Below are 22,236 nucleotides of genomic sequence, written 5' to 3'. Positions count from 1 at the left end.
TCTATCAAACCATATTGCTGACTTCTAATAATGCGAGTATCAGCGCTTGTAATTTACAGAGCCTATTTAATAAACATACTAGTGAAATTTACTTTCTGGATTTCTTACAAAAGCTTGAAGGACGCAGACCGGTTTATCCGAGGAGGTTTTATTGACCAGCCTGTATTGCTTTACTGATGCCGGAACAATAAATGTTTCTGCGTAATGTACTTCAAAGGGTTCAAAACTACTATCAACGCTTTCAACCGTTATTTTTCCCCCTTCAACCAAATTCAACATATTCACACTTTCAAACGTTTCTACAATTGCATCATTTTTGAACCAATGACGAAGAGTTTCTACAAATTCAAGATGATGCAAGCCGGTTTTTTCAACGACAGGATCCTGTTCGTTTAAGTCAGGAATGCCCTTAAATCGGTTTATTAAATTTTCTTCGACCCATTTGGTATCCCGTTCTTTCACAATATTTTTCAGTCCATGTTCAAGGTGAATCGGCCTTGGCAGTCCATCAAAGTCGACACGTCCCCAATCCCACAGTTTAAATGTAAAAATATACGGGGTGGCGCTGATTTCTAAAACTACGGTGTTCTTTCCCTGACAATGAACCGTACCGGAAGGAATGCTGTAATGATCATGTTTTCGGGCAGAAAAATGATTTATAAATTTTTCATCTGGAAAGCGGAATTCACCTATCTCTGCCTTTTGCAAATCTTCTTCAAGTTCTTGAAAATCTACATCGGCTTTCAAGCCTAAATATACCGATGAGTCTTCCTCGGAATGTAAAATATAATAACTTTCATCCTGGGTATAATGCATGCCAAACGTATCTTGAATGTATTCAACAAGCGGGTGAACCTGCAAACTTAAATTACCCCCGCCGACCGTATCCAAAAAGTCGAAACGGATTGGAAATTCCTTGCCGAAACGAGCCTTCACCTTTTCTCCCAACAATTCAACAGGATGGGCAAACACGAGATTAATAGATGGAACTTCAATCTCTACTTCCCCAAAGTTCAATATCAGGCTGTTTTCTTCCGGTAGCCCGTCAAACCCCCAGCCGTAATTTACTTTAGAAGGATCAAGATGGAATGTTTCCATCATCCATTTCCCACCCCAAACGCTTTGATCAAAATAAGGCACTACACGGAAAGGGCGATGGGTCACTGTTCTTAATGCATTGCGGTAATCCTCACCCGATATCATTTTGGGCAGGCCCATAATGGTTGTATCCAAGAGATAATCAATCTTTTCATATACTTTTTGTTTTTGCCGGTCTGCGACTCTCCATTCAAAAAAATAGCCCCGTTTAAATTTTCTTTTTGCATCTTCATCCGGATTATCTGCTTTCCAGTTAGGAATGCCGCTTCGGTGACGACATTGAATCTCCCATCTAGACAGGTCTGCGTAAATCAAGATATCATATTGATCATATATGACTGATGCACCCGTACCATAAATGACAACCAGTCCATCTGAATTTTCCACCTGTTCTTTTACTTTTTCCGTTTGATCTTTCAGCAAAAAGTCTTCAAAACGGTAATGGGACATGATTCCAAAAACACGGTCATCCGTCAACGTAGACTTTACTTCTTCATTCAGATTTCCTGCATCTAAAAAGCAGGAATCCGAATGAATAACAACATCTGCATGTAATGAAGCGATCAGCTCTGTTTTGATTTCATCATCACGAACCCCTGGATAGCATTCGACCACCAGAACTTTCCTGCCCCTGCTATTCATCTTTTCAAGTCTTTTTTTTATTTCATCAGTAATTTTTTCATAACCCTTTAAAGCAAGCCGAAACTGTTTAATGTTAACTTTTGGTTTTAAATCGTAAGACATATAAGATAGCAACTCCTATTTTTCCTCAAAATAAAAAGCTTTTTTCAGCATTCCTTCCCCATCCCTCTTAGTGGGTGGGTGAGTGAGTGAGTGAATGAATCGAACTAAGCAGCACGTATTCTCCCGACTATCTTTCTTTTACTCCTAAGCACTTGAAGCAAAAGAATCAAGGTCCGTCAGAACCGACTAAAACCAATGTTTTTAAAGCATAAGCCACTCCATCTTTTTCATTAGACTTTGTTACATAATTCGCTGCCTCTTTTACCTGATCAATTGCATTTTCCATTGCAATTCCTAAGCCGGCGTATTCAATCATTGTCAGGTCATTTTCGTGATCCCCGAAAGCGACAACCTCTTCTTGCGGAATATGAAGAGATTCAGCAAGAAATTTTAAAGCGCTCCCTTTTCCTGAATTTTTATTAACAATTTCTAAATAGTTGTCCCCACTTCGAACAAAATGAAATCCCTTAGTAAATTCTTCAGGTATCCTTCTAACCGCCCAATCTATATCTTCTTTTTCTCCACTGAAAATGACCTTATAAATATAGTGGTGAACCGGCAATTGTGAATCCGCCAAATAAAGGATTGGAGAATTAGTTAAATAGGATTCATGAACGGTATATTTTCCAATTGGATTTTCAAATGTATATATTTCTTTTTCTGATACAAAATGAACAGATAACCCCGCTTGCCAACCAGTTTGCTTTATAAAGTCCATATCGCTTTTTAATAAAGGCAATCTGTAAATATTGCAATTCCCTTTCACTTCGTTAATTAATGAACCGCTAAAGCCAATAACATAATCAACGAGATCTTCTCCAAGTTGTTGGATATATTGGGACATACCTTGGCAAGATCTTCCGGAGCTTAATACAATGAAAATACCGTTTGTTTTTGCACAACGAACTGCTTCACAAACTTGTTCGGAGATCTCCTTTTTCTCGTTTAACAAAGTACCATCCAGATCAAAAGCGATTAATTTATACATTAGATTAACACCATGTCCCATCTATACTTTTCTTGATCATATGACCCTTTTTGCAAATTTGAACGGATACACAAAAACTAAGATTAGCAATGTTCAAAGAGATAGTGCAAACCCCATTTATTTCTCACGTTGTCCATAATTTCCAGAACATCCAATGTGTACTGCAAGTTTGGATTTTCTTTTTTATATAGAATGAGGTCAGTTATCTTCTCGACTTCGTAGGCAAGACCTTTAGCAGTCTGCCCTTCCTCGATTATGGTCACATTGCCTTCTAAATCCGTAAAGATTGCTTTGTCTGCCCGTGGGTAATTTGTGATTGTGAAGTAGCCGTTCTCGAAAGCAACCACCCCTTGTTTAGGCATTTTCGCCCGAAAGGTCAACGAAATCGAAGCCAATTCTTTTTCCTTGTTTCTCAAGATAATGACCGATGATTCGTCTACACCTGTTGAAGTATGAATATTCCCTAAAGTGTCTATTTCCTCCGGTTTGCTCGTTAAAAACCAACGGGTGAAATTCAGGGCATAAACGCCAATATCAAACAATGCCCCGCCGGCTAAGTCTTTATTAAAAAAGTAACGGGACTGATCAAACGTTTTAAAGCTGCCAAAGTTAACTTGCACCATCTTTAACGGGCCTAAATCATGTGCTTTTATCCACTCATTTAATTTTGTATACAGAGGCATATAATGAATCGTCATTGCTTCAAATAACAATACATTGTTCTTATTGGCCAATTCTGTCGCTTTATCTAATTGTTCTTTTGAAATGGTAATTAATTTTTCACAGACCACATGTTTTTTCGCTTTTAAACTTTGCATAATCAACTCATAATGTATATTATGCGGAACGGCAATATAAACAACATCCACTTCCGGTTCATTGATTAATTCATCATTCGTGGCAAATACTTTTTCAATATTGTATTTTCCCGCAAATTGTTTGGCTTGTATTTCGCTTTTGGAAGAAACCCCATAGAGATTCGCGTTACCTGCAAGAAATTGTTGTGCAAATTCATTTGCAATAACTCCAGTACCGACAATTCCCCAATTTAACATTTCTAACTCCTCCAATACATGTTTGGTGTCGCGATGATAACTTCTGCCGATTGTCTTACATCCAATTTTTCGCCTGGTAAAATAAGTATGCTCATTCCTTTTTCAACCGTCTCGTTTTCAATTCTCAAAGTACCGTTTATAACGGTCATTGCTTGGGCTACTGTTTCTTTGTTTTCGTATCCTTCTTTAAAATCCGTAAGCAAAATTTGATATGGCTTTTCTTTTTTCCATTCATTTTTTTGTAAAGCCGATTTCTCCGGTTTCTTTGATGGCTCTAATGTGTCCAGTGCATTCTCGAGATGCAATTCGCGTTTTTTTTCATCCTTATCTACACGGTCATAATCATAAAAACGGTATGTAATATCCGTTGATTGTTGAATTTCATAAACAAGTGAGCCTGTTGTTAATGCATGAAGGGTTCCAGAAGGGATAAAAACGTAGTCTAATTGGTTAACAGGAAGTGTATCGACCACTTCTTTATACTTTCCTTCTTGGATTTTTTCTCTTATAATTGTTTTATCTTCTATTTTCGCCCCGGCATAAATCCATCCTTCATCAGGTCCCTCCAAAAAGTACCACGATTCACTTTTTCCGGTTTTCTCTATCCCATTTTCCATAACGTAATCATCAGTTGGATGAACTTGGATGCTCAAGTTATCACCTGCACCCGTCATGGAAACAATCAGCGGATATGTTTCTCCTTTTTCCAAACCAAGCATTTCAGGATTTTGCTTTACCAAATGATATAAATCTTGTCCGGCATATTCCCCATTTGTAATACGATTGCTGATTTCTTCAATGGCACTGACAGTATATATAGATCCGATTTTATCGATGCTTTGGTCACCACAATATTCGTGCAACTTTTTAGTTCCCCATATTCTTCTTTTGGAAATTGGTTCAAGTTTTAACATTTTTCATTACTCCTTTAATTCTTGTATAATGTATCGTTCGTTTCATTTTTCAGATAAAATGAACTAAAGTGGAATTTAATATTCATGCCTTACCAATCATATTGTTTTCCACTTTTTAAACTTCATGGAAATGGGACTTTTCCACACTTTATATATAAATGGGCAATCCTGCCAACCGGGATAGTTGAAAGAAAAGCCCATAAAACTTACCAAATTAGAAAATTCCCACTACAACTCCCAACGTAACAATAGCCGTCAAAATCAAAATAACTTTTGTAGCTGTCATTTGTTTTGAAGAGATTAACCACCAGGATAATAACACCATTGACAGTGGTAAAATATGTGGGAAAATTCCTTCCAATACTTCTTGTAAAGGTTTCATTTTATCACCCATCGGTATTTTCAAAGTAGTGTTCAGTGTAATGTATGAAGCCGCCAAGCCACCTACAATCATTATCCCTAAAACGTTGAAAGCATCCGTAATCCGTTTCGCATTCTCCCCTGTAACAACATCAATAGCATTTACTCCCAATCGATAACCGTATTTAAAGCAGAGATATGAAATCAACGGTCCGATAATTCCATAGGTGATAATATAAAATATCGGTCCTAACGGGTTCCCTCCGTCAGCAAGCCCCATCGCAATGGATAATAATGTTGGTACGATAATCCCTTGAATGATTGAATCACCAAGACCGGCCAACGGACCCATCAAAGATGTTTTAATGTTTACCGGCATGGTTTCCGGGACATTGTTACCTAGTGCAATTTCTTCTTCCATCGATGTAACAATACCGTTTATGAGAGAACCTGTTTGTGGCTCTGTATTATAAAATAAAGAATGTCTTAACAATAACCTGCGTTTGGCTTCCGGGTCGTTTTTATAATATTTATTGGCAAAAGGAATAAAAGAATAGGCCCAAGCATGAGATTGCAATTTTTCATAACTCATGGAGGTCAAATGTGTAAAACCCCATCTCAACCAAATTTGGCGCAATTCTTTTTTTGTCAGGCGGTCTTTTCTGCTTTCCTGCTCTTTCGTTAATTCTTTAGTATTCATCTATATCACCCCGTTTTTTCATTTAAAAGAGATCTTCATCTTCAACAAAATCATCCGCTACATCAGCATTTGCAGTTTTAGCTGCAGCTGCTGATGGTTTTGACATGCTTAAATAAACGACATAGGCGACTAAAGCTGCAATAAATACCACGGCAATCATACTTAATTTTGCAAATGCCAATAAGACAAATCCGGCAAAGAAAAAGATTAATTGAATTTTGTTTTTAATAATGATGCTCATTAGCAGTGCAATACCTAATGCCGGCAAGACGCCGCCAAGTACGGAAATGATATCAGTAATTACTTTCGGAACATTGTTTAGCATCCATTTAACAGCACCTTGTCCATAGTAAATGGCTAACCAAACCGGAACAGCTCTGAAGAAGAATGTTGATATCGCCGGATAATAGACGTGGTTTAATGTAATTCCCCGGTCATCCAAATTTTCTGCAGCTTTTTGGGCTCTCGTATTCCAAAATGAATAAAGTGCCATCCTCGTGTTATAGAAAATAAGCCCAAATGTTTGCCCAATAAGAACTGATAATGTTACGGCAATCGCAGGGTCCTTTGTTGTTGCCATCGCAAGACCGATACCACCATATCCCGCATAAGTGATTTCACTGTTCGTTGCACCACCGGTAGATAGGTTCGCAATGAAAACCGCTTGTACAGCGAGTCCACATAACACCCCGGCAGTTACATCGCCAAATACAAGTCCAATTAAAAACCCGGCAACCAATGGTCTTCCTAAAGTATAAAATCCTCCAGTAATACCAAATGCCCATGGAGTTTCAATTGCACCTAAGTAACAGAGAATACCGACCAACAACGCTTGAATAAAAAGGGTCATATCCATTATTAATCCTCCAAACCTTTTTAATTGATTATTTTATAGAATCATATTTTTTCTTCATTGATTGCCAGGATTTCGGGTCATCATCAGGTAACAATTGGAATTCAATCTTAACGTTTTTACTTTCAATATAATCAAATGCCTCATAATCCTTTTGATCTATTGCCACTGATCTGCCTAAAACAGTAGCCCCAGGGCGTGCATTCATACATCCAACATTCAGGACTTTACCGATATCCACCCCTTTCTCCAGTAATCTAGCAATCACTTGGGGGCTATTTGTTATCAAAAAATATGCCTTATCAGATTCCATCGCTTTGGCAATTTTTTCAGGGGCTTGATCCACCATGTAAATACCCAGCTTATAATTACCTGCAGCTGCTTTCAAAACTTTCTTTCTTAAAGTATCTTGGGCAACATCATCCGCAACCGCCAAAATCCCATATACCGGTTTATGTTTTGTCCACCGTGTTGTAATTTGCCCATGGATAATCCGGTCATCAATTCTTACCAATGAAATAGTCATAAATAATTCCTCCTTAGGCTTATGTTAAAATTCCAGATTGTCTTCATCACTGTCATCTGCAGAAGGCTTGTCCACTCCTGTCTGGCCAGCCTGAACCGCCATGTCGGCCAAAGTATCCAGATCCTCTATTGACCCCATCATCATTGATGTTTCAATTAACATTGGTAAATTCAGGCCGCTGACGACCCTTACTTTATCCTGGTTCGCTAAAAAATACTGGAAGCTTTGGTTATAGGGAGTTCCACCCTTTAGATCGCAGAGAATTAACACTTTGTTTTGTTTGGTTAATTCATCCAACAATGAGTTTAATTTTTCAGTAAAACTGCCAATCCCTGATTCTGACAATTTGATGACGAACACATTACCATTTTTTCCGACAATCATCTCCAAGCTGTTCAAAATTCCGGTACAAAAATCACCGTGTGAAGTAACGACAACTTTCATGTTCTGCTCCCTTCTTCCTAATATGTATCTTTACATTTTAAATGTAAGATAGCAGTAATATGTTAGTTACTTTATTTAAATGTAACTATACTTTTATAATGCCCCTCTACGAAAGCGCTGTCAATATGGTTTTTTCTGCGATTTTTGAACTTTATGTTAAGATGTTTTTAGACTATTGACAGTTATTTTTTCAAACTTTATATTTTATGTTAGGACATATTTTAAGGGTCATTACTTAATATGTTACTATTCTGGTGTATTTGAGCTTTTCACCTAAAAGGAGAAGATCGTTTTGAAAAAATTTAACCTGGATGATTTATGCAGATTGATTGATCACACAAATCTGAAGCCGTATGCAACAAGAGAAGATATGAAAAAACTTTGCGAGGAAGCCAGGCAATATCATTTTAAAATGGTTGCCATCAATCAAGTTCAAACAAAATATTGTGCAACGTTATTGGAAGGAACCGATATTCATGTCGGTGCTGCCATAGGCTTTCCACTTGGACAAACTTCCATTAAAGCGAAAGTTGCAGAAACTGTCGATGCCATCGAAAACGGCGCGGATGAAATTGATTATGTCATCAATCTGTCCGAGCTAAAGGAGAAAAATTACGATTATGTTAAAGGTGAAATGGAACAAATCGTCTCTATTTGCCGTGAACATAATGTTATATCAAAGGTTATCTTTGAAAATGCCTATTTGACAAAGGATGAAATTGTTAAATTAACCGAAATTGCAAAAATAGTTAAACCTGATTTTATTAAAACTTCTACGGGATTTGCTCCAACTGGTGCTACTGTTGAAGATGTAAGTCTGATGAAAAAAACAGCCGGAAATGATGTAAAAGTGAAAGCGGCAGGCGGAATAAGAGATGCCGACACATTCTTGGAAATGATTAAAAATGGTGCAGAAAGAATCGGTTGTAGCGCCGGTATCCCAATTATCGAGGAAATTAAAAAAAGAATGACAAACGATGGAAAAGATTTTATTGAAATTTAGCCTAAAAAAGAGGTTTCCTAAATTAATGGAAACCCCTTTTTTATTATTTTTAAAACTAAGCCATTCTAGATGCTATTGTTTTTTATAATGTTTAAAAATGTACTCCAAGGATGCGTTATCCTCCTATTCTGTAACATCCCAAAACTAAATCATTACAGTTTTCATTTGTTACAAATGACCATTCGCATCTTTTAACTGTAACTTAAATTTATCTTCACTTGTTATTTGGAAAATAAATGTGTTGATATCACTCCGGTATTTTGAAATCGAGAACTCAACCGGAACTTTATTACCTGTATAACCAATCGTATGAAAATAATAAATTGGGTCATTTTCCTCTATATTCAATAAATGGCCAGTTGTTTCATCCGCTTTTTCAATATTCAATGTTCTCACAACTGAATCCACTGCATGTCCCTGTTCTGACAATACCTGATATAGTCGGCGCTTGGTAAAATCAATTGTTAATAAGTTGGGAAGTAATTTTACCGGTAAATAACTTGTAACCAATACATTGGGATCTTCACCTGTATATCTCAGACGAATTAGTTTGTAAACTTCATCCCCTTCTTCTAATTCTAAATTTTCTTTGATTTCCCGGTTCGCTTTATCTTTGTTAAAAGATAAGACGGTTGTCCTCGGTTCTAAACCTTTTCTAATCATTTGCTCGTCATAACTTTCAAGAACCTGTGTAAACTCTTGGACAATCCTTTTTCTTTTAACAATTGTTCCTTTTCTTTTTTTACGTTCCAAATACCCATCATTAACAAGTATTTCAATGGCTTTCCGTATGGTTGGCCGACTTACTTTGTAGTATTTGTCGGCTAATTCCACTTCTTTTGGAATTAACTGATCTTCTTTAAACACACCCGAATCAATCTTATTCAGTAAATCATCTGCAATTTGTTTGTACAACGGATCATTGTTATCATTATTTCCTTTATCCAAGTCGATCACTCCCGATTTTAATGTATTTACTTATTATTAACGTTTAAATTTGCGCTTATTTTCCTCTTGTAAAAGGATTAAGAAAAGTAAGTTGTAAACATATTGGCATTATGTAGTATACAATATTAATTGTATACTATCACTCTTTTTATGTAATATACATTAAAATCATTTACAATTTCTTTTATTATCTTCTTAGCGTTGTCACTCAGCATAAAAAAGAATATGGTCTACAAGCGATACAATGCATTAGGTGGTTTTTTATGAAAAGAAAAAGCACCCCGAAGGATGCTATTACTTTAGCTTTTCATACTCTTTTTCAAATAAATCAATAATTTTACTTAACTTATCATGGTAATCGTATGCTTATCAAACCATATATTAAGGTCGCCCATTGCTTTATAAGAATAATAATCTGATATATGTGTGAAGAGAGAATTTACTAAGTTATACACTTCAGGACTTATTGTTGCTGATAGTTCTGTAACCCATTCTTCATTTTCCTTATAAAACTCATCTACGCATTTAACATCATCTAACTGGAAATTCTCTTTTAAAACTAAAGATAATCTTATAGGGAAAAATATATTCTTATTAATTTTCCAAGAATCAATTATTTACTTTGGTAATTTTTCAAATCTATCCTTTCACTTTTACAATATCATTTCATTCTTCTTTATAAGGCAATCAATCTTAGATAAATCTCGAGGCTGACTGGTATCGCAATTATCCAAGGGATTATCACACATATTATTTATATATATTAGTATTTCAAATGTCCCTAGGGATTACCGAAGCACTGAACTGATGATTAAAACTAGGATTAGAAATGAAATGGGTAATTGTTTCAGCTATCTCATCTTATACACCTGTATAAGATGAGAAGCCGCCATCAATTGGCAAAACAACACCGGTAACAAAACTTGCTGCTTCTTCACTAACCAAGTACAATAGGCCTCCAATTAACTCTTTCGGTTCACCAAATCTTTCCATTGGCGTGCTGTTAAGGATTTTGCCCGTTCTGGAAGTTGGTGTTCCATCGTCATTGAACAACAGCTTTTCATTTTGCTTTGTTACCAAAAATCCAGGTGCAATCGCATTTACCCGAATACCTACTTTAGCAAAATAAACAGCAAGCCATTTGGTGAAGTTACTTACAGCTGCTTTTGCACCGCTGTATGCAGGGATTTTCGTTAAAGGTATATAAGCATTCATGGAAGATACATTGATAATGCAGCATCCTTTTTTCTCAGTCATACTTTTCGCAAATACTTGAGAAGGAAGCAATGTACCTAAGAAGTTTAAATCAAATACAAACCCAACACCTTTAGGGTCAAGTTCAAAGAAAGTTTTTAGATCTGGATTACTTTTAACTGCTTCAACATTGTAAAATTCATCATCGGTTGTACCGTGCGGATTATTTCCACCAGCACCATTAAGAAGAATGTCACAAGTGCCAAGTTCCTTTTCAATAATTTCTCTGGCTTTTTCTAAGGCTTCTCTGTCAAGTACGTTGGCAGCAACACCGATCGCCTGTCCACCGGCAGCATTAATCTCATTGGCCACTTTATTTGCCGGTTCCTTGTTAAGATCAAGAATGGCCACTTTTGCTCCGCATTCAGCTAAGGCTTGCGCAAAATAAGAACCTAAAACACCGCCGCCGCCGGTTACAACCGCCACTTTATTTGTTAAATCGACTTTAAATGGGACTGCCATTTTAAGTTCCTCCCCTGAGTTGTATTTATTGACGCCTTCTGTTTTTTTGTTCTGCTTCCCACAATCCATTCAGGTAAGTAGCCCCTAATGCCCGGTCGTATAAACCGTAGCCTGATTTTCCGGTTTCTCCCCAAATCATCCGGCCATGGTCCGGGCGGATTGGTCCAGTATAATCAAAGTCTGCCATTGCACGGATTACTTCATACATATCAATCGAGCCGTCTGCAGATAAATGGCCTGACTCCTGGAAAGATCTTCCGCCCGTATACTTAACATTACGGGCATGTACAAAATTCACGCGGCCTTTCTTTCCAAAATAACGCAGCATTTCAGGGAAATCGTTCTTTGGATCAGATCCAAGCGAGCCGCTGCACATTGTAATGCCGTTATATGGGCTGTCAACAAGATTAATAAATCTTTCAAGGTTTTCTTTATTTGTAATAATGCGTGGAAGACCAAAGATATCCCATGGTGGATCATCCGGATGGATTGCCATTTTGACATTAACTTTCTCGGCAACAGGAATAATTTCTTTTAGGAAATACTCCAAATTACTCCATAATTTTTCGTGATCAACATTTTTATAGTGATCAAATAATGTATGAAGTTCTTCTTTTTTATAGCTTGTATCCCAGCCAGGAAGTGATAATTTCCCGGTTAACGGGTCCATTTTTTCAACAACTGACTCTTCAAAAATTAACGATGTTGAACCATCAGGCAAGCGGTAATCCAGTTGAGAGCGAGTCCAGTCAAAAATGGGCATAAAATTATAGCAGATAACTGAAATGCCGGCTTTGCCAAGATTACGGATCGTTTCTTTATAATTTTCAATGTATCTATCCCTGGTTGGAAGGCCGATCTTGATATCCTCGTGAACTGGAACACTTTCAATTACTGAAATGTGTAACCCGGCATCTTCCACCATCTTTTTTAATTTATTAATTTTTTCCAACGACCATGATTCACCTACAGGGATATTATAAATGGCTGTGACAACCCCTTTCATTCCGGGAATTTGACGGATATATTCCAGCGGGATGGAATCAGAGGGTCCGTACCAGCGAAAACCCATTTCCATTCAATTTTTCCTCCTAGTTAATCAAAGTTTGTATTAAAACCAAAATTAATTTTCAAATCTAAAGCAATTTAATCCGACCTTTAAATTGTCCAATAAAGCGAGCATTTGCTTCATCCCCACCTGTGGCATTTCCACTTTTCCAGATTGGAGGATAAATTCCTTGATCAACAAGTATTTTTACTGCCTCTGCCGCCATGCAATTTAATAAATACGCGTTTGCAAAAGTTGACATTGCTGCAACACGCTGTTCTAATCCAGGAATATCGACGACTGCATCTCCAACAATAATCTTACTATCAACAGCTACATCAACAAGTTCAAATAAATTCTTTTTACTTGGATGTCTTGCAGGATGTTCTTTTGGAGTGTTTTTCGCGTGTTCAATAGAAGTGACGCCAATAGTATTGACTCCACGGCGTTTTGCTTCCAGTGCTGCATCAATTGTTGCCGAATTAATTCCATAAGCATTCACTATGATTAGAAGATCATCTTTCTGCAAATTGTAGTCATCGATAACAATTGTCCCGTAACCAGGTGTTCGTTCAATTGCCATTGAACGAAGTGCACCACCACTGAGGAGAGTTCCCTCATCTAAAATTGCGCTTATATGCATAAGGCCGCCAGCACGGAAAAATAATTCTTGTGATCCGAGATTGGAATGCCCACCAGGTCCATAAATAAAGACAATCTTGTTATCTTTTACTTGATTAGCAATCATTCTTGCTGCCTCTTGAATAGAAGATGCTTCTTCATCGTGTAACCGTTGAAGGTGGTCAAAAATTTTATGCAAGTATTGAGTCATAACTAATTCACTCATTTTTATACCTCCTAATTTTTTTCAACCTTTAACCCATTAAACACTATTTCACCATTCTTAATTGTTTGGATTACTTGAATTTCATTTTTATTCCTATTAAACAGGACAAAGTCTGCCGGGCTTCCTACTTTTAAGCCATCTTTCGTTTGTAACCCCAAAAAAGTGGAAGGGTGTAAGGACGACATCTCCCATGCTTCTTGAAAAGAACATACTCCCATGTTTATTAAATTTTCTATCCCTTTTCTTAAAGATTTTACTGAACCTGCTAGCAGGTCAGGGCTTTCGGCTAAGTGTAGCTTACCCTCAGGGGTTAGAACAACTTTTCCGCCAACATGTGTATGATAAACACCAGGACTCAAACCAGCTAAATTGACTGAATCACTCACTAAAATGGTATGTGATTCTTTTACTTTTCTAATAACTTTTAATACAGAAGCAGGTAAATGAAAGCCATCACCAATCATACCAGCCCAAAGCCTATCGTCTGCTAATTGGTCCCAAATGTAGTTCGGATGCCTTGGTAATTTGGCATGAGCGCCATTGCCTAAATGGGTTGAAAGACTTGCCCCTGCCTTAACGGCTAATGAAATTTGTTCTGAATTGGCGGCAGTATGCCCAATAGAAACCTTAACCCCACTTTCGACACATTTTTTAATAAAATTTGGTGAGTTTTGCCACTCTGGAGAGAGAGTAAGAATTCGAATATGACCACGAGCTGCTTTTTGCCACTTTACAAACATTTCCCATTCAGGGGGTCTAATATAGGCAGCATCATGTGCACCACGTGGTCCATCTTCAGGTGACAAAAATGGCCCTTCAAGATGAATACCTGCTATTGTATGCCTTGATTCATCAGATTCAATTGCCTTTGAGATGATCTCTAGGATCGTTTCTATCCGCTCTGGACTATTTGTGATGACAGTTGGAATGTATTGCGTTACGCCCTCCTTCCATAAAATTTCAGTAGCTTTATGTACAGACTCAAAACTAAGTGGTAAGGTATTAAAATCAATCCCACTATAGCCATTAATCTGCAAATCCACTAGACCGGGGGCAATCCATGGCAGATTATCGGAATTATTTCCTGTACCATCCAATTTTTTAACAATCCTGCCGTTATTTGTTTTTAGGATAATGGGTTTGTTTGTACAGTATTCTACTCCTTTAAAAATTCCAAAACCTTGTTCTGCCGCCATTAATGACCGCCTCCAAATGATGCAGTGTCTAAAAATAATTGACAGTTATCGTGGCGGCGTAAAATTGATGCCGGACATTCTTCAGAGATTGGTCCATTCAACGTCCTATTTACGGCTTTGCTTTTTGTCTTACCGGGGACAACACAAACCATGTAATCTGCTGATGTTAATGTTGGTATGGTAAGGGTAAGAGCTTCTTTTGGAACCGAAGTTAAATCAGGGAAACATCCATCATTAACTTGTTGTAGCCGACATACTTGATCAAGTTGAACAGGTTTAACAATCTTTGGATCATTAAAGTGAGCTACGCCTGGATCATTAAAAGCAATATGGCCATTTTCACCAATACCCAAACAAACAATATCAATTGGAGCTTCACTAACAAGTTTTGAATAGCGGCGGCATTCTTCATTAATCCCATTTGACGAATTGATTCGATGAACAGCACCAAAAGGTACTTTATCAAACAAATTTCTATTTAAATAATTCACAAACCTTGCAGGGTGATCATCCGGCAATCCGATATATTCATCCATATGGAATGCCACAATTCGAGACCAATTGATGCCAGGAATCTTGCACAAGTTTTCCAGAAATTCATTTTGAGATGGGGCTGCAGCAAATACCATACGAATCTGCTCTTTTTTTTGTAATATTTTTTTTAGTAAACTGCTTGTATATTTTGCTGCAGCGATCCCCATGTCTTGGCGATTTTCATAGGCCTTTACAATTAACCTATCTACTTTAAATTCATTTCCTGTGTAATTCACATGAAGGACTCCTCTCTTATTTGAGCAATTACTTCCTTAATAATCCCTTCAATCTCTGGTGAAAATTGGCTTGGTAAACCAAAATAATAAGTGGATTCTACTGGTTCATAACCGCCTTCCTCCAGTTGCTTTTCCGTTGGTATATAACCAATCATGCCGTTTGTATATCCTATAGGTAACAAATGGTCTCCTAAAATTTCTTTTGCAAAAATACCATATTCAACCACCATTTCAGCGTTTGCCGCTAAAAAGCATAGATTCTCTGCAAATTGTATATAAGATATATTTAATTTGGCATATGATGGAATTTCCTTTTTACCTTCCAATAAGAGCTGCGCCCATTCCCTATATACACTGCCATTCAATCCTTTTTCTCTTATTTCTTCTGGACCTGGTACAACTGAGAACGGGAGATTAACTGTTTTTCTAATAATTTTAATAGGGTTAGTTGAAATTTGTTTCATACCTATTTCTAAGACTCTGTTTACTTCGTTCAAAAGAATAAGGCCATTCTTAACAACATGGGAATCATCCCCACGGTAGAATACACCATTTTGGATTAAAGCAGGGCGTATATTGCCGCAGAACCCTTGTAAAAATCCTGCAACAACGTTTTGGTCAGAGTATTGACCTTCCAACTTTTCCATAGTAACCCCTGGAAACTCTGATGATACGAAATTATCCCCTGTTGTGGTTAGATGACATGTAGCATGAACCAGAATCCCTTTAAGCTTTTTGTCTTGTGTTGAGTATTTAATCACAGTCATGGTTTGATCGTTTATCCCCTCCACATTTGGAGCCATTTCACATATACCGTTGATTACTTTCCTCCTATTAATACTTCCGGACCAAAGTCCCTTTCCAACTTCAACAGTCACAGATTCCAGGTTTTTTCTTGCTTCGCAAATTCCATCGTAAATTAGCATTTTAAGTCTTTTAAGATATCTGCTATCATATTTGCCTAGTGCTGATACAAACTGATCACTTGTTTGAGGACCTGAATGATTATGTGTTGCATGCAAAATAAGATGATCAGATGGTATTCCCCATGTTTCTTCAATGCTTTTATGCAAATCATTAGCAAAAGACTGCCCCCACCAAAGTAAATCAGCTGTCACGAATAAATACTGATTTCCTAATTCTTCAAACAGGAAGCAACGGGCAAAAAGGGGTCTGACTATTCCTTTAAAATTTCCCACCCGGTGTCCAAATCCCGCTAACGGAATTGGGGCCTGTGGGGTGATATCGACTTTAGACACTCCTAACCTTAATTCTGTAAAATTATTCATTTAGCTTGACCTCGTAAAAAAAGTTTTGGAGTTCCAAGTAACTCAATAATCAAAAGGACATCTCTTATAATATGAAACGGATCTTTAACTGGCAGGGCAACCAACTTATTTATCGGGTTACCCTTTCGATCTCTAATTTGTATCCATTCTCCGATGATCTTATTTGGATTGGGAAAAGTATTAAAAATATAGTTATGCATTGTTTGATACCATGCATCCCAATTAGAATCATCTGTTAAACGCTTCGCTAACAAGGTGCCATAAAGTGCTTCTGAATGCGGCCACCATAACTTTGTATCCCAAGTATCAACAATCAATTTTTCATAAGGTACTCCACTAACTTTTCCTCTCGGTTGGCCTCCTTCTCTATCAACAAACCTTAATAAGCCTCCATATTGTTCATCCCAGCCAAGCTCTAAAGCCTTTTGGATTGATTCAACCGCAAGGTCTATCCACTCTGGCTTATCTAACTGGAACGATAAGTGAATGAGAAACCACATATCTTCTATTGTATGTCCTGGATTAAAATGCCGCATAAGGATAGTATCGTTGTACTGCTCAGTGTTTATATTGGTCATTTCAGCAATCCGGCCATCTTCTAAACGGAATTTGTTTAAAATTTGGTCTGCAAAATACTCGCAGTCCTTTTTTATTTCACTTTCCCAGTTATGATTAACAGTCTTTAATCCTTCCAAAAGCTCTTGTGATACATTTAGAAGAATCATTGGAACTGAATGGGCTTCTAAACCAACTGGTATTGGATATGGCTCACTTCTAAAGTTATGGCTTCGTACCCGCCTTTTTACCGTATCATAAATTTGAAGTGCTTTATTAAGCGTCTCTATATCCCCTGTAGCCCTGGCATACTCTGAAAAACCAACAATAACAAAGCAGTCTGCATAGAAACTTGTATCATAACCTGCTCCAGGTTGACTTTCTTTTGGTGTACCATCTTTTGTAAGAATAAAAGCACAATGGCCATTTGGGAGAATTGCATGTTCCCATAAAAAATCAACCGTTTTTTTAGCTTGATCAATATAGAATTGTGGTGAATCGTTTATTAATCCTTTTTCACACAATCTTGCAATTCTGGACCATATCCATATATACCTGCCTTGTGACCAGGTATATTTATCATGGCTGATCAATTGGCCCCCTGTATTATTAAAACAGGTAAATACACCACCATTATCCTTGTCCACAGCAAGCTTCCAAAATGGTAATAGCACCTTTTCAAGATGTTCCTTATAAAAGTCAAGCAGGGTGTTATCTGTTAGAGTACCTTCTGCCTCCATTTTTTTCACCTTAAAACATCCCCTAGCTTTTAAAATCAACCCCCAGAGTCACGATTTGCAACTTAGGGAAACCATAACTTTTTTCGACTTTAATAAAGGTATTTAATAGCTTCATAATTTCTGACTTTGGTCGTCATTAATTGCGGCTAACATATTCGCGGCTTCAGGCCGAATTGCTTTATTTCTAGTAAAGTAACCGATTACAACGAATATTATAAAAGAACCAAGGATTGGAAGACCAACAGTTGCAGTCGTTCCAACAATAAAGACATATTTATCAAGGGCAAATATTACTAACCCGCCTATAATGGATGTAATAGCCGCACTAGGACCGCAATAACGAAACGAAGGTAATAGCCCTAACAACATAGGAATGGAGATTGGTCCAACCAAAGCACCAAACCATTCAATAAGTAATCCTAAAACTCCGCCAAATGAACTTTGTTCAACAGCGATAACCATTGTTAAGAGAACAAACACTAAAGTAGTTGTACGTCCTGCAATAAGAGAGCCATGACTTGTCAAGCTTTCTTTTTTTCTTGTTAATGCTGGTAAAATATCACGCGTAACAACTGAAGAGATGGCATTAGCATCAGAAGTGGTCATGGCCATCGTATGACTAAACATACCTGCTAAAACTAACCCGATTAAACCTTTTGGTAAAAAGTGTGTTGCCATTAGTGCATAAGATTGATCTGGTTGAGCCAAATGTGGGAAAAAGATTGGTGAAGCCCACATTGGAAAGAATAAAATTAAAGGCCAAATCAAGTATAAAAATCCTGAAAGAATTGCTGCCTTTTTTGCTTCTTTGCCATTTGGTGTTGCAATATATCTTTGTGCAAGGTTCCATGTTCCCCCGTTGTAACTTAAGAAATCTATGAATACATAAGCAATAACAAACCAAAGTGTATATGGACCGGATAGTAAATCAGTATGATGTGCCGGCAATTTGTTCCACATCCCGGTAATTTCTCCAAATCCACCGAGTTTTGCTAAAACGATAAAGAACATGGTAATACCAGCAACAAATTGAATAATGAATTGAACAAAATCGGTTAAGGCATCAGCCCATAATCCCCCGATTGTTGAATAAATTAATGAAACTCCACCTGATATTAAAATTCCTTCCCAGAGTGGCATCCCAGTAAATACTTGTAAAACTATGGCAATAGCGGCCCATTTAGCTCCAACATCAAAAACTTTTAATACTACACCACTCCACGCCATAATCTGTTGTGTTGGCAAGTTATATCTTGTAGATAAATACTCCATTGGAGACCCAATTTGATATTTTTCTCGAAGCCTTGCCCATCTGGGGGCAATAATGGGAGCGCCTACAAAAATAGCAAGTGATACAGGTACAGCCCACCAAATATATATAGTAAACCCATATTGATAGGCGACAGCAGCATATGCAACAAATACTGCAGCACTATATCCAGACATGTGGTGCGAGACTCCTGCTAACCACCACGGCATTTTACCTCCTGCCGTGAAATAGTCATCTGCATTTTTAACTCGGCGATAAGACCAAACACCAATTCCAATCATTACAAAGAAATAAAGAATTAGTACAAACCAATCAATACCTGACAATTTAACTCCTCCTTTATGTTTTGTCCATTTCCAAGCTAACACATCAAAAACTGTAAGCGCTTACCCACTATGCCTTTATTGGGCACTAAAGGTATAATTAGTCCTAACTTATGACTAATTGATTAAAGATATAATTAGTCCTAACTTATGACTAATTGATTAAAATATAACACCATCAATTTTTGCAGTCAATAACATTCTGAAAAATAAATTATTTCATAATTTAGACAAAATTAGTAGCCTCAAATTGATGAATCACTGACATTGCCATTCCCCATGGAGAGGAAAGGGGATTACTGGCAAAAATAGTATTCGTCCGTTCAGAAGGATATTTTAAAGCTTTACTTTTGATGGTTGCCAGTGTTGCGCTCTTAAAAAACTCCATTTCATTGTATGGACTGTCTATGACAATAAATTGGGGATTAAATAAATTGATAATAGTTGACACAGCTGTGCCTACTTCCTTACCAACTTCCTTAAATACTTTTACTATCTCGTTATAATTTGGGTCAAATGAATAAATCGTAAAAAAGTGATTTGAATAAAGATCATTTTCTGTTATGTTTGCACCCATTTCACTTAATCTGCGAATGACATTACCAATAGAAACCAATGTTTCCAAACAGCCTTTTTGCCCACATGTACATAATGGCCCGTTATGCTTTACAACTAGATGGCCAACTTCTCCTGCTGTATAATTAAAACCGCTTAATACATCTTTATTATGAACAAAGGCACCTCCAACACCTTCATCAATCCGGATATAAAACGTACTATCTGCATCTTCTGGTATAATTTTCTCTGGAGAAAGAGCAGCTGCTTTTACTCTATTTAAAACTTTTATAGGAACAGGAATTTGTTTCTCGAGTATTTTAATAACATTGACATCTTTCCAGTGTAAGTGAGATGAAGAAATAACAATCCCTTCATCTGGATTAACTAAACCTGGAATAGCAATACCGAAACCAATGATGTTAGAATAAGTTGATTCTAACTTAGGCCATAACAAGGTTATTTCTTTTAAACACTGTGCAGCATTCTGTGTATTCATCATTAGTTTTCTACTTTCAATAATTGACCCAAGATAATCGGTTACTACCAACTCACAGAAAGTATCTCTAACATGCAATCCAACAGAATGATAAATATCGGGAATAAGATCTAATTTCATCCTAGGACGCCCTACTCCTTTTGAATCAATTCCAACTTCTCTTAGTATGCCTTCTTTAATAAACTCTTCAGTAATTAAGGAAACAGTATTCTTACTTAACCCAAGATTCTTTGTAAGTTCTTGGCGAGAGCTTGTTCCATTAGCTCTTATATAAGCCAACACACGTTTTTCATTAATTTCTCTAAGTACCGCGGGTCCCTTTACCATTTTTCATCACCTATTTAATGATATTTTTAATTTTATTTAACAAAGCAAATATTTGAAGTTTAAAAAAGTACTTATTACTATATTATGAGGTAGCATCACATGCTCATCAAGCTAACAGCTCCGAATGTAGTTAATATAGTAAATTGTGGGCTATTTATACAACTCAAAATTTATACATATTTCACTGACCCATTACTAAGTACATAATTTCAAAATCTCTCCTAAACTTTAACCTAGCTATCAGATGTGTTCAACAATCTGGCGTGTTTGTTAAAATTACGAATAATCAGCGCCATCTTCGTTGTAAGGGAGGTGTTCTCTATCCAAATGCATATCCAATCAGATCGAGACAAGTGTTCTTTAATTCTGAAAAGGTGGTTCTATCTAAACAAGTATTTAATCTGGTAAATAACCTGTCATTCGGTTATAAATTTTTTGTCATCCATTGGTAAAAATTATGTTATTACCGGAACATTTCGGTGACCATAATCAATTCAGGATCATGGCTTTAATAAAGAACACAACCCAAAATACTAATAATAAAAATTAATATATTTATAAAGAATTTGAATTTCAAGTAATCAATAAAACGTGCAAAAATAAATCTGTAATAAAAATTATATTAAAAAAACAAATTCAAAAAGAGAGGGGTGTATTTCAAAATACATTTAAAAAATACTAGTTAGCTTCAATAAAACTATTTTGTAAAAAAATGAGCAAAAAATTGATAAAATCTATTCCAATTACTCCCATCCTTAGGAGAGATGAGTATGAATACCGTGATTCTAATTGTTGGTACTATTATTGTTATCGGAGCTGTTTATTTTCTATAAAGAAAAAAGAAGCAAGGTTAGTACTTATTGGTGCAGTAATACTAATGGCCTTAATTGCCGGAAAACCTATGAGCGCATTTAAAGCATTTTCGGATAATATGGTTACTGCCCCTCTAATTCAGGCAATTTTATCTATAATGGGTTTTGCGTATATTCTAAAGTTTACAGAATGTGACAAACATCTGGTAGCAGGTGGTTTAAAGAAAAATGCAACATCTATGTAAACAAGTAAAAGTACCAAAAATTAGATTTCATGATTTGAGGCATACTCATGCTTCACTTCTACTCAACTCTGGTGTAGATCCCGTAAAAGTAGCGGCACGCTTAGGACACGCAAACCCTCGGGTTACATTAGAAATATATGCTCACTTAATACCCACAAATCAAGATAATGTCGCAGAAATCTTTGAGGATATAATGAAAAGAAAATAAACATGTTAGCAAAATGTTAGCAAATAACCTAAATTACGAGTATTATGGAGCTGTATTATCAAAAACAAAAAGCCTGTATCCCTTGATTTTCAAAGAATACAGGCCACTGTTTATTATGATTCCGACTGGTCTCGAACCAGCGACCTCTACCCTGTCAAAGTGGCTATCAATCTAGGAAGCTCATTGAAGAAGATTGATAAAGC

Annotated in this window: 21 protein-coding genes; 3 read left to right on the top strand and 18 right to left on the bottom strand. The window is 36.7% G+C overall.

Annotation, left to right across the window (positions count from 1 at the left end):
• Positions 1 to 78 precede the first annotated feature (78 nt).
• The 8 genes from ACE38V_RS01255 to ACE38V_RS01220 all read right to left on the bottom strand — a co-directional run bounded on the left by ACE38V_RS01255 (position 79) and on the right by ACE38V_RS01220 (position 7,682).
• Complete coding sequence (locus tag ACE38V_RS01255; RefSeq protein WP_375839318.1) at positions 79 to 1,842, bottom strand: class I mannose-6-phosphate isomerase; 1,764 nt, start codon at positions 1,840 to 1,842, stop codon at positions 79 to 81.
• A gap of 166 nt (positions 1,843 to 2,008) precedes the next feature.
• Positions 2,009 to 2,830, bottom strand: a complete 822-nt coding sequence (locus tag ACE38V_RS01250; RefSeq protein ID WP_375839317.1) for a Cof-type HAD-IIB family hydrolase — start codon at positions 2,828 to 2,830, stop codon at positions 2,009 to 2,011.
• A gap of 83 nt (positions 2,831 to 2,913) precedes the next feature.
• Entirely contained in the window at positions 2,914 to 3,885 is a 972-nt protein-coding gene (locus tag ACE38V_RS01245; protein ID WP_375839316.1) for a Gfo/Idh/MocA family protein, read from the bottom strand.
• Between the two features lie 2 nt (positions 3,886 to 3,887).
• A complete protein-coding gene (locus ACE38V_RS01240) occupies positions 3,888 to 4,799 on the bottom strand; it encodes a class I mannose-6-phosphate isomerase (protein ID WP_375839315.1) in 912 nt (303 codons plus the stop codon).
• 214 nt (positions 4,800 to 5,013) lie between these two features.
• Positions 5,014 to 5,859 carry a PTS system mannose/fructose/sorbose family transporter subunit IID gene (locus ACE38V_RS01235; protein ID WP_375839314.1) on the bottom strand — a complete coding sequence of 282 codons (846 nt, stop codon included), beginning with the start codon at positions 5,857 to 5,859 and terminating at the stop codon, positions 5,014 to 5,016.
• Positions 5,860 to 5,881: 22 nt separating this feature from the next.
• The gene (locus ACE38V_RS01230) at positions 5,882 to 6,715 is read right to left on the bottom strand and encodes a PTS mannose/fructose/sorbose/N-acetylgalactosamine transporter subunit IIC (RefSeq protein WP_375839313.1); all 834 of its coding nucleotides are present in this window, start codon (positions 6,713 to 6,715) and stop codon (positions 5,882 to 5,884) included.
• A gap of 28 nt (positions 6,716 to 6,743) precedes the next feature.
• Positions 6,744 to 7,238 (bottom strand): PTS sugar transporter subunit IIB, encoded by a 495-nt coding sequence (locus ACE38V_RS01225; RefSeq protein ID WP_375839312.1) that lies wholly within the window; start codon positions 7,236 to 7,238, stop codon positions 6,744 to 6,746.
• Between the two features lie 24 nt (positions 7,239 to 7,262).
• Complete coding sequence (locus tag ACE38V_RS01220) at positions 7,263 to 7,682, bottom strand: PTS sugar transporter subunit IIA (protein ID WP_375839310.1); 420 nt, start codon at positions 7,680 to 7,682, stop codon at positions 7,263 to 7,265.
• 292 nt (positions 7,683 to 7,974) lie between these two features.
• Here ACE38V_RS01220 and deoC point away from each other — a divergent pair, with 292 nt between their 5' ends.
• Positions 7,975 to 8,685 (top strand): deoxyribose-phosphate aldolase, encoded by a 711-nt coding sequence (deoC, locus tag ACE38V_RS01215; RefSeq protein ID WP_375839308.1) that lies wholly within the window; start codon positions 7,975 to 7,977, stop codon positions 8,683 to 8,685.
• Positions 8,686 to 8,853: 168 nt separating this feature from the next.
• On the opposite strand, the gene ACE38V_RS01210 is transcribed toward deoC, so the two are convergent.
• The 10 genes from ACE38V_RS01210 to ACE38V_RS01165 all read right to left on the bottom strand — a co-directional run bounded on the left by ACE38V_RS01210 (position 8,854) and on the right by ACE38V_RS01165 (position 20,768).
• Complete coding sequence (locus ACE38V_RS01210) at positions 8,854 to 9,633, bottom strand: GntR family transcriptional regulator (protein WP_375839306.1); 780 nt, start codon at positions 9,631 to 9,633, stop codon at positions 8,854 to 8,856.
• Positions 9,634 to 10,494: 861 nt separating this feature from the next.
• The gene (locus ACE38V_RS01205; RefSeq protein ID WP_375839304.1) at positions 10,495 to 11,349 is read right to left on the bottom strand and encodes an SDR family oxidoreductase; all 855 of its coding nucleotides are present in this window, start codon (positions 11,347 to 11,349) and stop codon (positions 10,495 to 10,497) included.
• 25 nt (positions 11,350 to 11,374) lie between these two features.
• Positions 11,375 to 12,427, bottom strand: a complete 1,053-nt coding sequence (gene uxuA / locus ACE38V_RS01200) for a mannonate dehydratase (protein WP_375839302.1) — start codon at positions 12,425 to 12,427, stop codon at positions 11,375 to 11,377.
• A gap of 58 nt (positions 12,428 to 12,485) precedes the next feature.
• A complete protein-coding gene (locus ACE38V_RS01195) occupies positions 12,486 to 13,244 on the bottom strand; it encodes a sugar isomerase domain-containing protein (protein WP_375839300.1) in 759 nt (252 codons plus the stop codon).
• An 11-nt stretch (positions 13,245 to 13,255) separates the two neighbouring features.
• Positions 13,256 to 14,440, bottom strand: a complete 1,185-nt coding sequence (gene nagA, locus ACE38V_RS01190; protein ID WP_375839298.1) for an N-acetylglucosamine-6-phosphate deacetylase — start codon at positions 14,438 to 14,440, stop codon at positions 13,256 to 13,258.
• Complete coding sequence (locus ACE38V_RS01185; protein WP_375839297.1) at positions 14,440 to 15,210, bottom strand: glucosamine-6-phosphate deaminase; 771 nt, start codon at positions 15,208 to 15,210, stop codon at positions 14,440 to 14,442. Before ACE38V_RS01185 ends, nagA begins: the two co-directional genes overlap by 1 nt.
• Positions 15,207 to 16,499 carry a neutral/alkaline non-lysosomal ceramidase N-terminal domain-containing protein gene (locus tag ACE38V_RS01180; protein WP_375839296.1) on the bottom strand — a complete coding sequence of 431 codons (1,293 nt, stop codon included), beginning with the start codon at positions 16,497 to 16,499 and terminating at the stop codon, positions 15,207 to 15,209. Before ACE38V_RS01180 ends, ACE38V_RS01185 begins: the two co-directional genes overlap by 4 nt.
• A complete protein-coding gene (locus tag ACE38V_RS01175; protein ID WP_375839648.1) occupies positions 16,496 to 17,794 on the bottom strand; it encodes an AGE family epimerase/isomerase in 1,299 nt (432 codons plus the stop codon). Before ACE38V_RS01175 ends, ACE38V_RS01180 begins: the two co-directional genes overlap by 4 nt.
• A gap of 111 nt (positions 17,795 to 17,905) precedes the next feature.
• A complete protein-coding gene (locus ACE38V_RS01170; protein ID WP_375839295.1) occupies positions 17,906 to 19,390 on the bottom strand; it encodes a sodium:solute symporter family protein in 1,485 nt (494 codons plus the stop codon).
• 223 nt (positions 19,391 to 19,613) lie between these two features.
• Positions 19,614 to 20,768: an ROK family transcriptional regulator gene (locus tag ACE38V_RS01165; protein ID WP_375839294.1), complete on the bottom strand. Its 1,155-nt coding sequence runs from the start codon at positions 20,766 to 20,768 to the stop codon at positions 19,614 to 19,616.
• Positions 20,769 to 21,492: 724 nt separating this feature from the next.
• Here ACE38V_RS01165 and ACE38V_RS01160 point away from each other — a divergent pair.
• Together ACE38V_RS01160 and ACE38V_RS01155 are read left to right on the top strand one after the other, a co-directional pair.
• On the top strand, positions 21,493 to 21,825 hold the full coding sequence (locus tag ACE38V_RS01160; RefSeq protein ID WP_375839293.1) for a hypothetical protein: 333 nt from the start codon (positions 21,493 to 21,495) through the stop codon (positions 21,823 to 21,825).
• On the top strand, positions 21,809 to 22,033 hold the full coding sequence (locus tag ACE38V_RS01155; protein WP_375839292.1) for a tyrosine-type recombinase/integrase: 225 nt from the start codon (positions 21,809 to 21,811) through the stop codon (positions 22,031 to 22,033). The genes ACE38V_RS01160 and ACE38V_RS01155 overlap by 17 nt, the downstream gene beginning before the upstream one ends.
• Positions 22,034 to 22,236 lie beyond the last annotated feature (203 nt).

This window comes from Cytobacillus sp. Hz8 (genome assembly GCF_042263505.1).
GTDB lineage: Bacteria > Bacillota > Bacilli > Bacillales > Cytobacillaceae > Bacillus_BE.
The sequence above is the reverse complement of the archived record's forward strand: the minus strand, read 5'-3'. Positions and strand labels throughout refer to the sequence as shown.

What these genes read in the sequence shown, in the direction of transcription:
- ACE38V_RS01255 (WP_375839318.1), bottom strand. Translation starts at nt 1,842, where the DNA reads ATGTCTTACGATTTAAAACCAAAAGTTAACATTAAACAGTTTCGGCTT.
- ACE38V_RS01155 (WP_375839292.1), top strand. Translation starts at nt 21,809, where the DNA reads ATGCAACATCTATGTAAACAAGTAAAAGTACCAAAAATTAGATTTCAT.
- ACE38V_RS01205 (WP_375839304.1), bottom strand. Translation starts at nt 11,349, where the DNA reads ATGGCAGTCCCATTTAAAGTCGATTTAACAAATAAAGTGGCGGTTGTA.
- ACE38V_RS01250 (WP_375839317.1), bottom strand. Translation starts at nt 2,830, where the DNA reads ATGTATAAATTAATCGCTTTTGATCTGGATGGTACTTTGTTAAACGAG.
- ACE38V_RS01235 (WP_375839314.1), bottom strand. Translation starts at nt 5,859, where the DNA reads ATGAATACTAAAGAATTAACGAAAGAGCAGGAAAGCAGAAAAGACCGC.
- ACE38V_RS01245 (WP_375839316.1), bottom strand. Translation starts at nt 3,885, where the DNA reads ATGTTAAATTGGGGAATTGTCGGTACTGGAGTTATTGCAAATGAATTT.
- uxuA (WP_375839302.1), bottom strand. Translation starts at nt 12,427, where the DNA reads ATGGAAATGGGTTTTCGCTGGTACGGACCCTCTGATTCCATCCCGCTG.
- ACE38V_RS01195 (WP_375839300.1), bottom strand. Translation starts at nt 13,244, where the DNA reads ATGAGTGAATTAGTTATGACTCAATACTTGCATAAAATTTTTGACCAC.
- ACE38V_RS01165 (WP_375839294.1), bottom strand. Translation starts at nt 20,768, where the DNA reads ATGGTAAAGGGACCCGCGGTACTTAGAGAAATTAATGAAAAACGTGTG.
- ACE38V_RS01225 (WP_375839312.1), bottom strand. Translation starts at nt 7,238, where the DNA reads ATGACTATTTCATTGGTAAGAATTGATGACCGGATTATCCATGGGCAA.
- ACE38V_RS01230 (WP_375839313.1), bottom strand. Translation starts at nt 6,715, where the DNA reads ATGGATATGACCCTTTTTATTCAAGCGTTGTTGGTCGGTATTCTCTGT.
- ACE38V_RS01175 (WP_375839648.1), bottom strand. Translation starts at nt 17,794, where the DNA reads ATGGAGGCAGAAGGTACTCTAACAGATAACACCCTGCTTGACTTTTAT.
- ACE38V_RS01180 (WP_375839296.1), bottom strand. Translation starts at nt 16,499, where the DNA reads ATGAATAATTTTACAGAATTAAGGTTAGGAGTGTCTAAAGTCGATATC.
- ACE38V_RS01220 (WP_375839310.1), bottom strand. Translation starts at nt 7,682, where the DNA reads ATGAAAGTTGTCGTTACTTCACACGGTGATTTTTGTACCGGAATTTTG.
- ACE38V_RS01240 (WP_375839315.1), bottom strand. Translation starts at nt 4,799, where the DNA reads ATGTTAAAACTTGAACCAATTTCCAAAAGAAGAATATGGGGAACTAAA.
- nagA (WP_375839298.1), bottom strand. Translation starts at nt 14,440, where the DNA reads ATGGCGGCAGAACAAGGTTTTGGAATTTTTAAAGGAGTAGAATACTGT.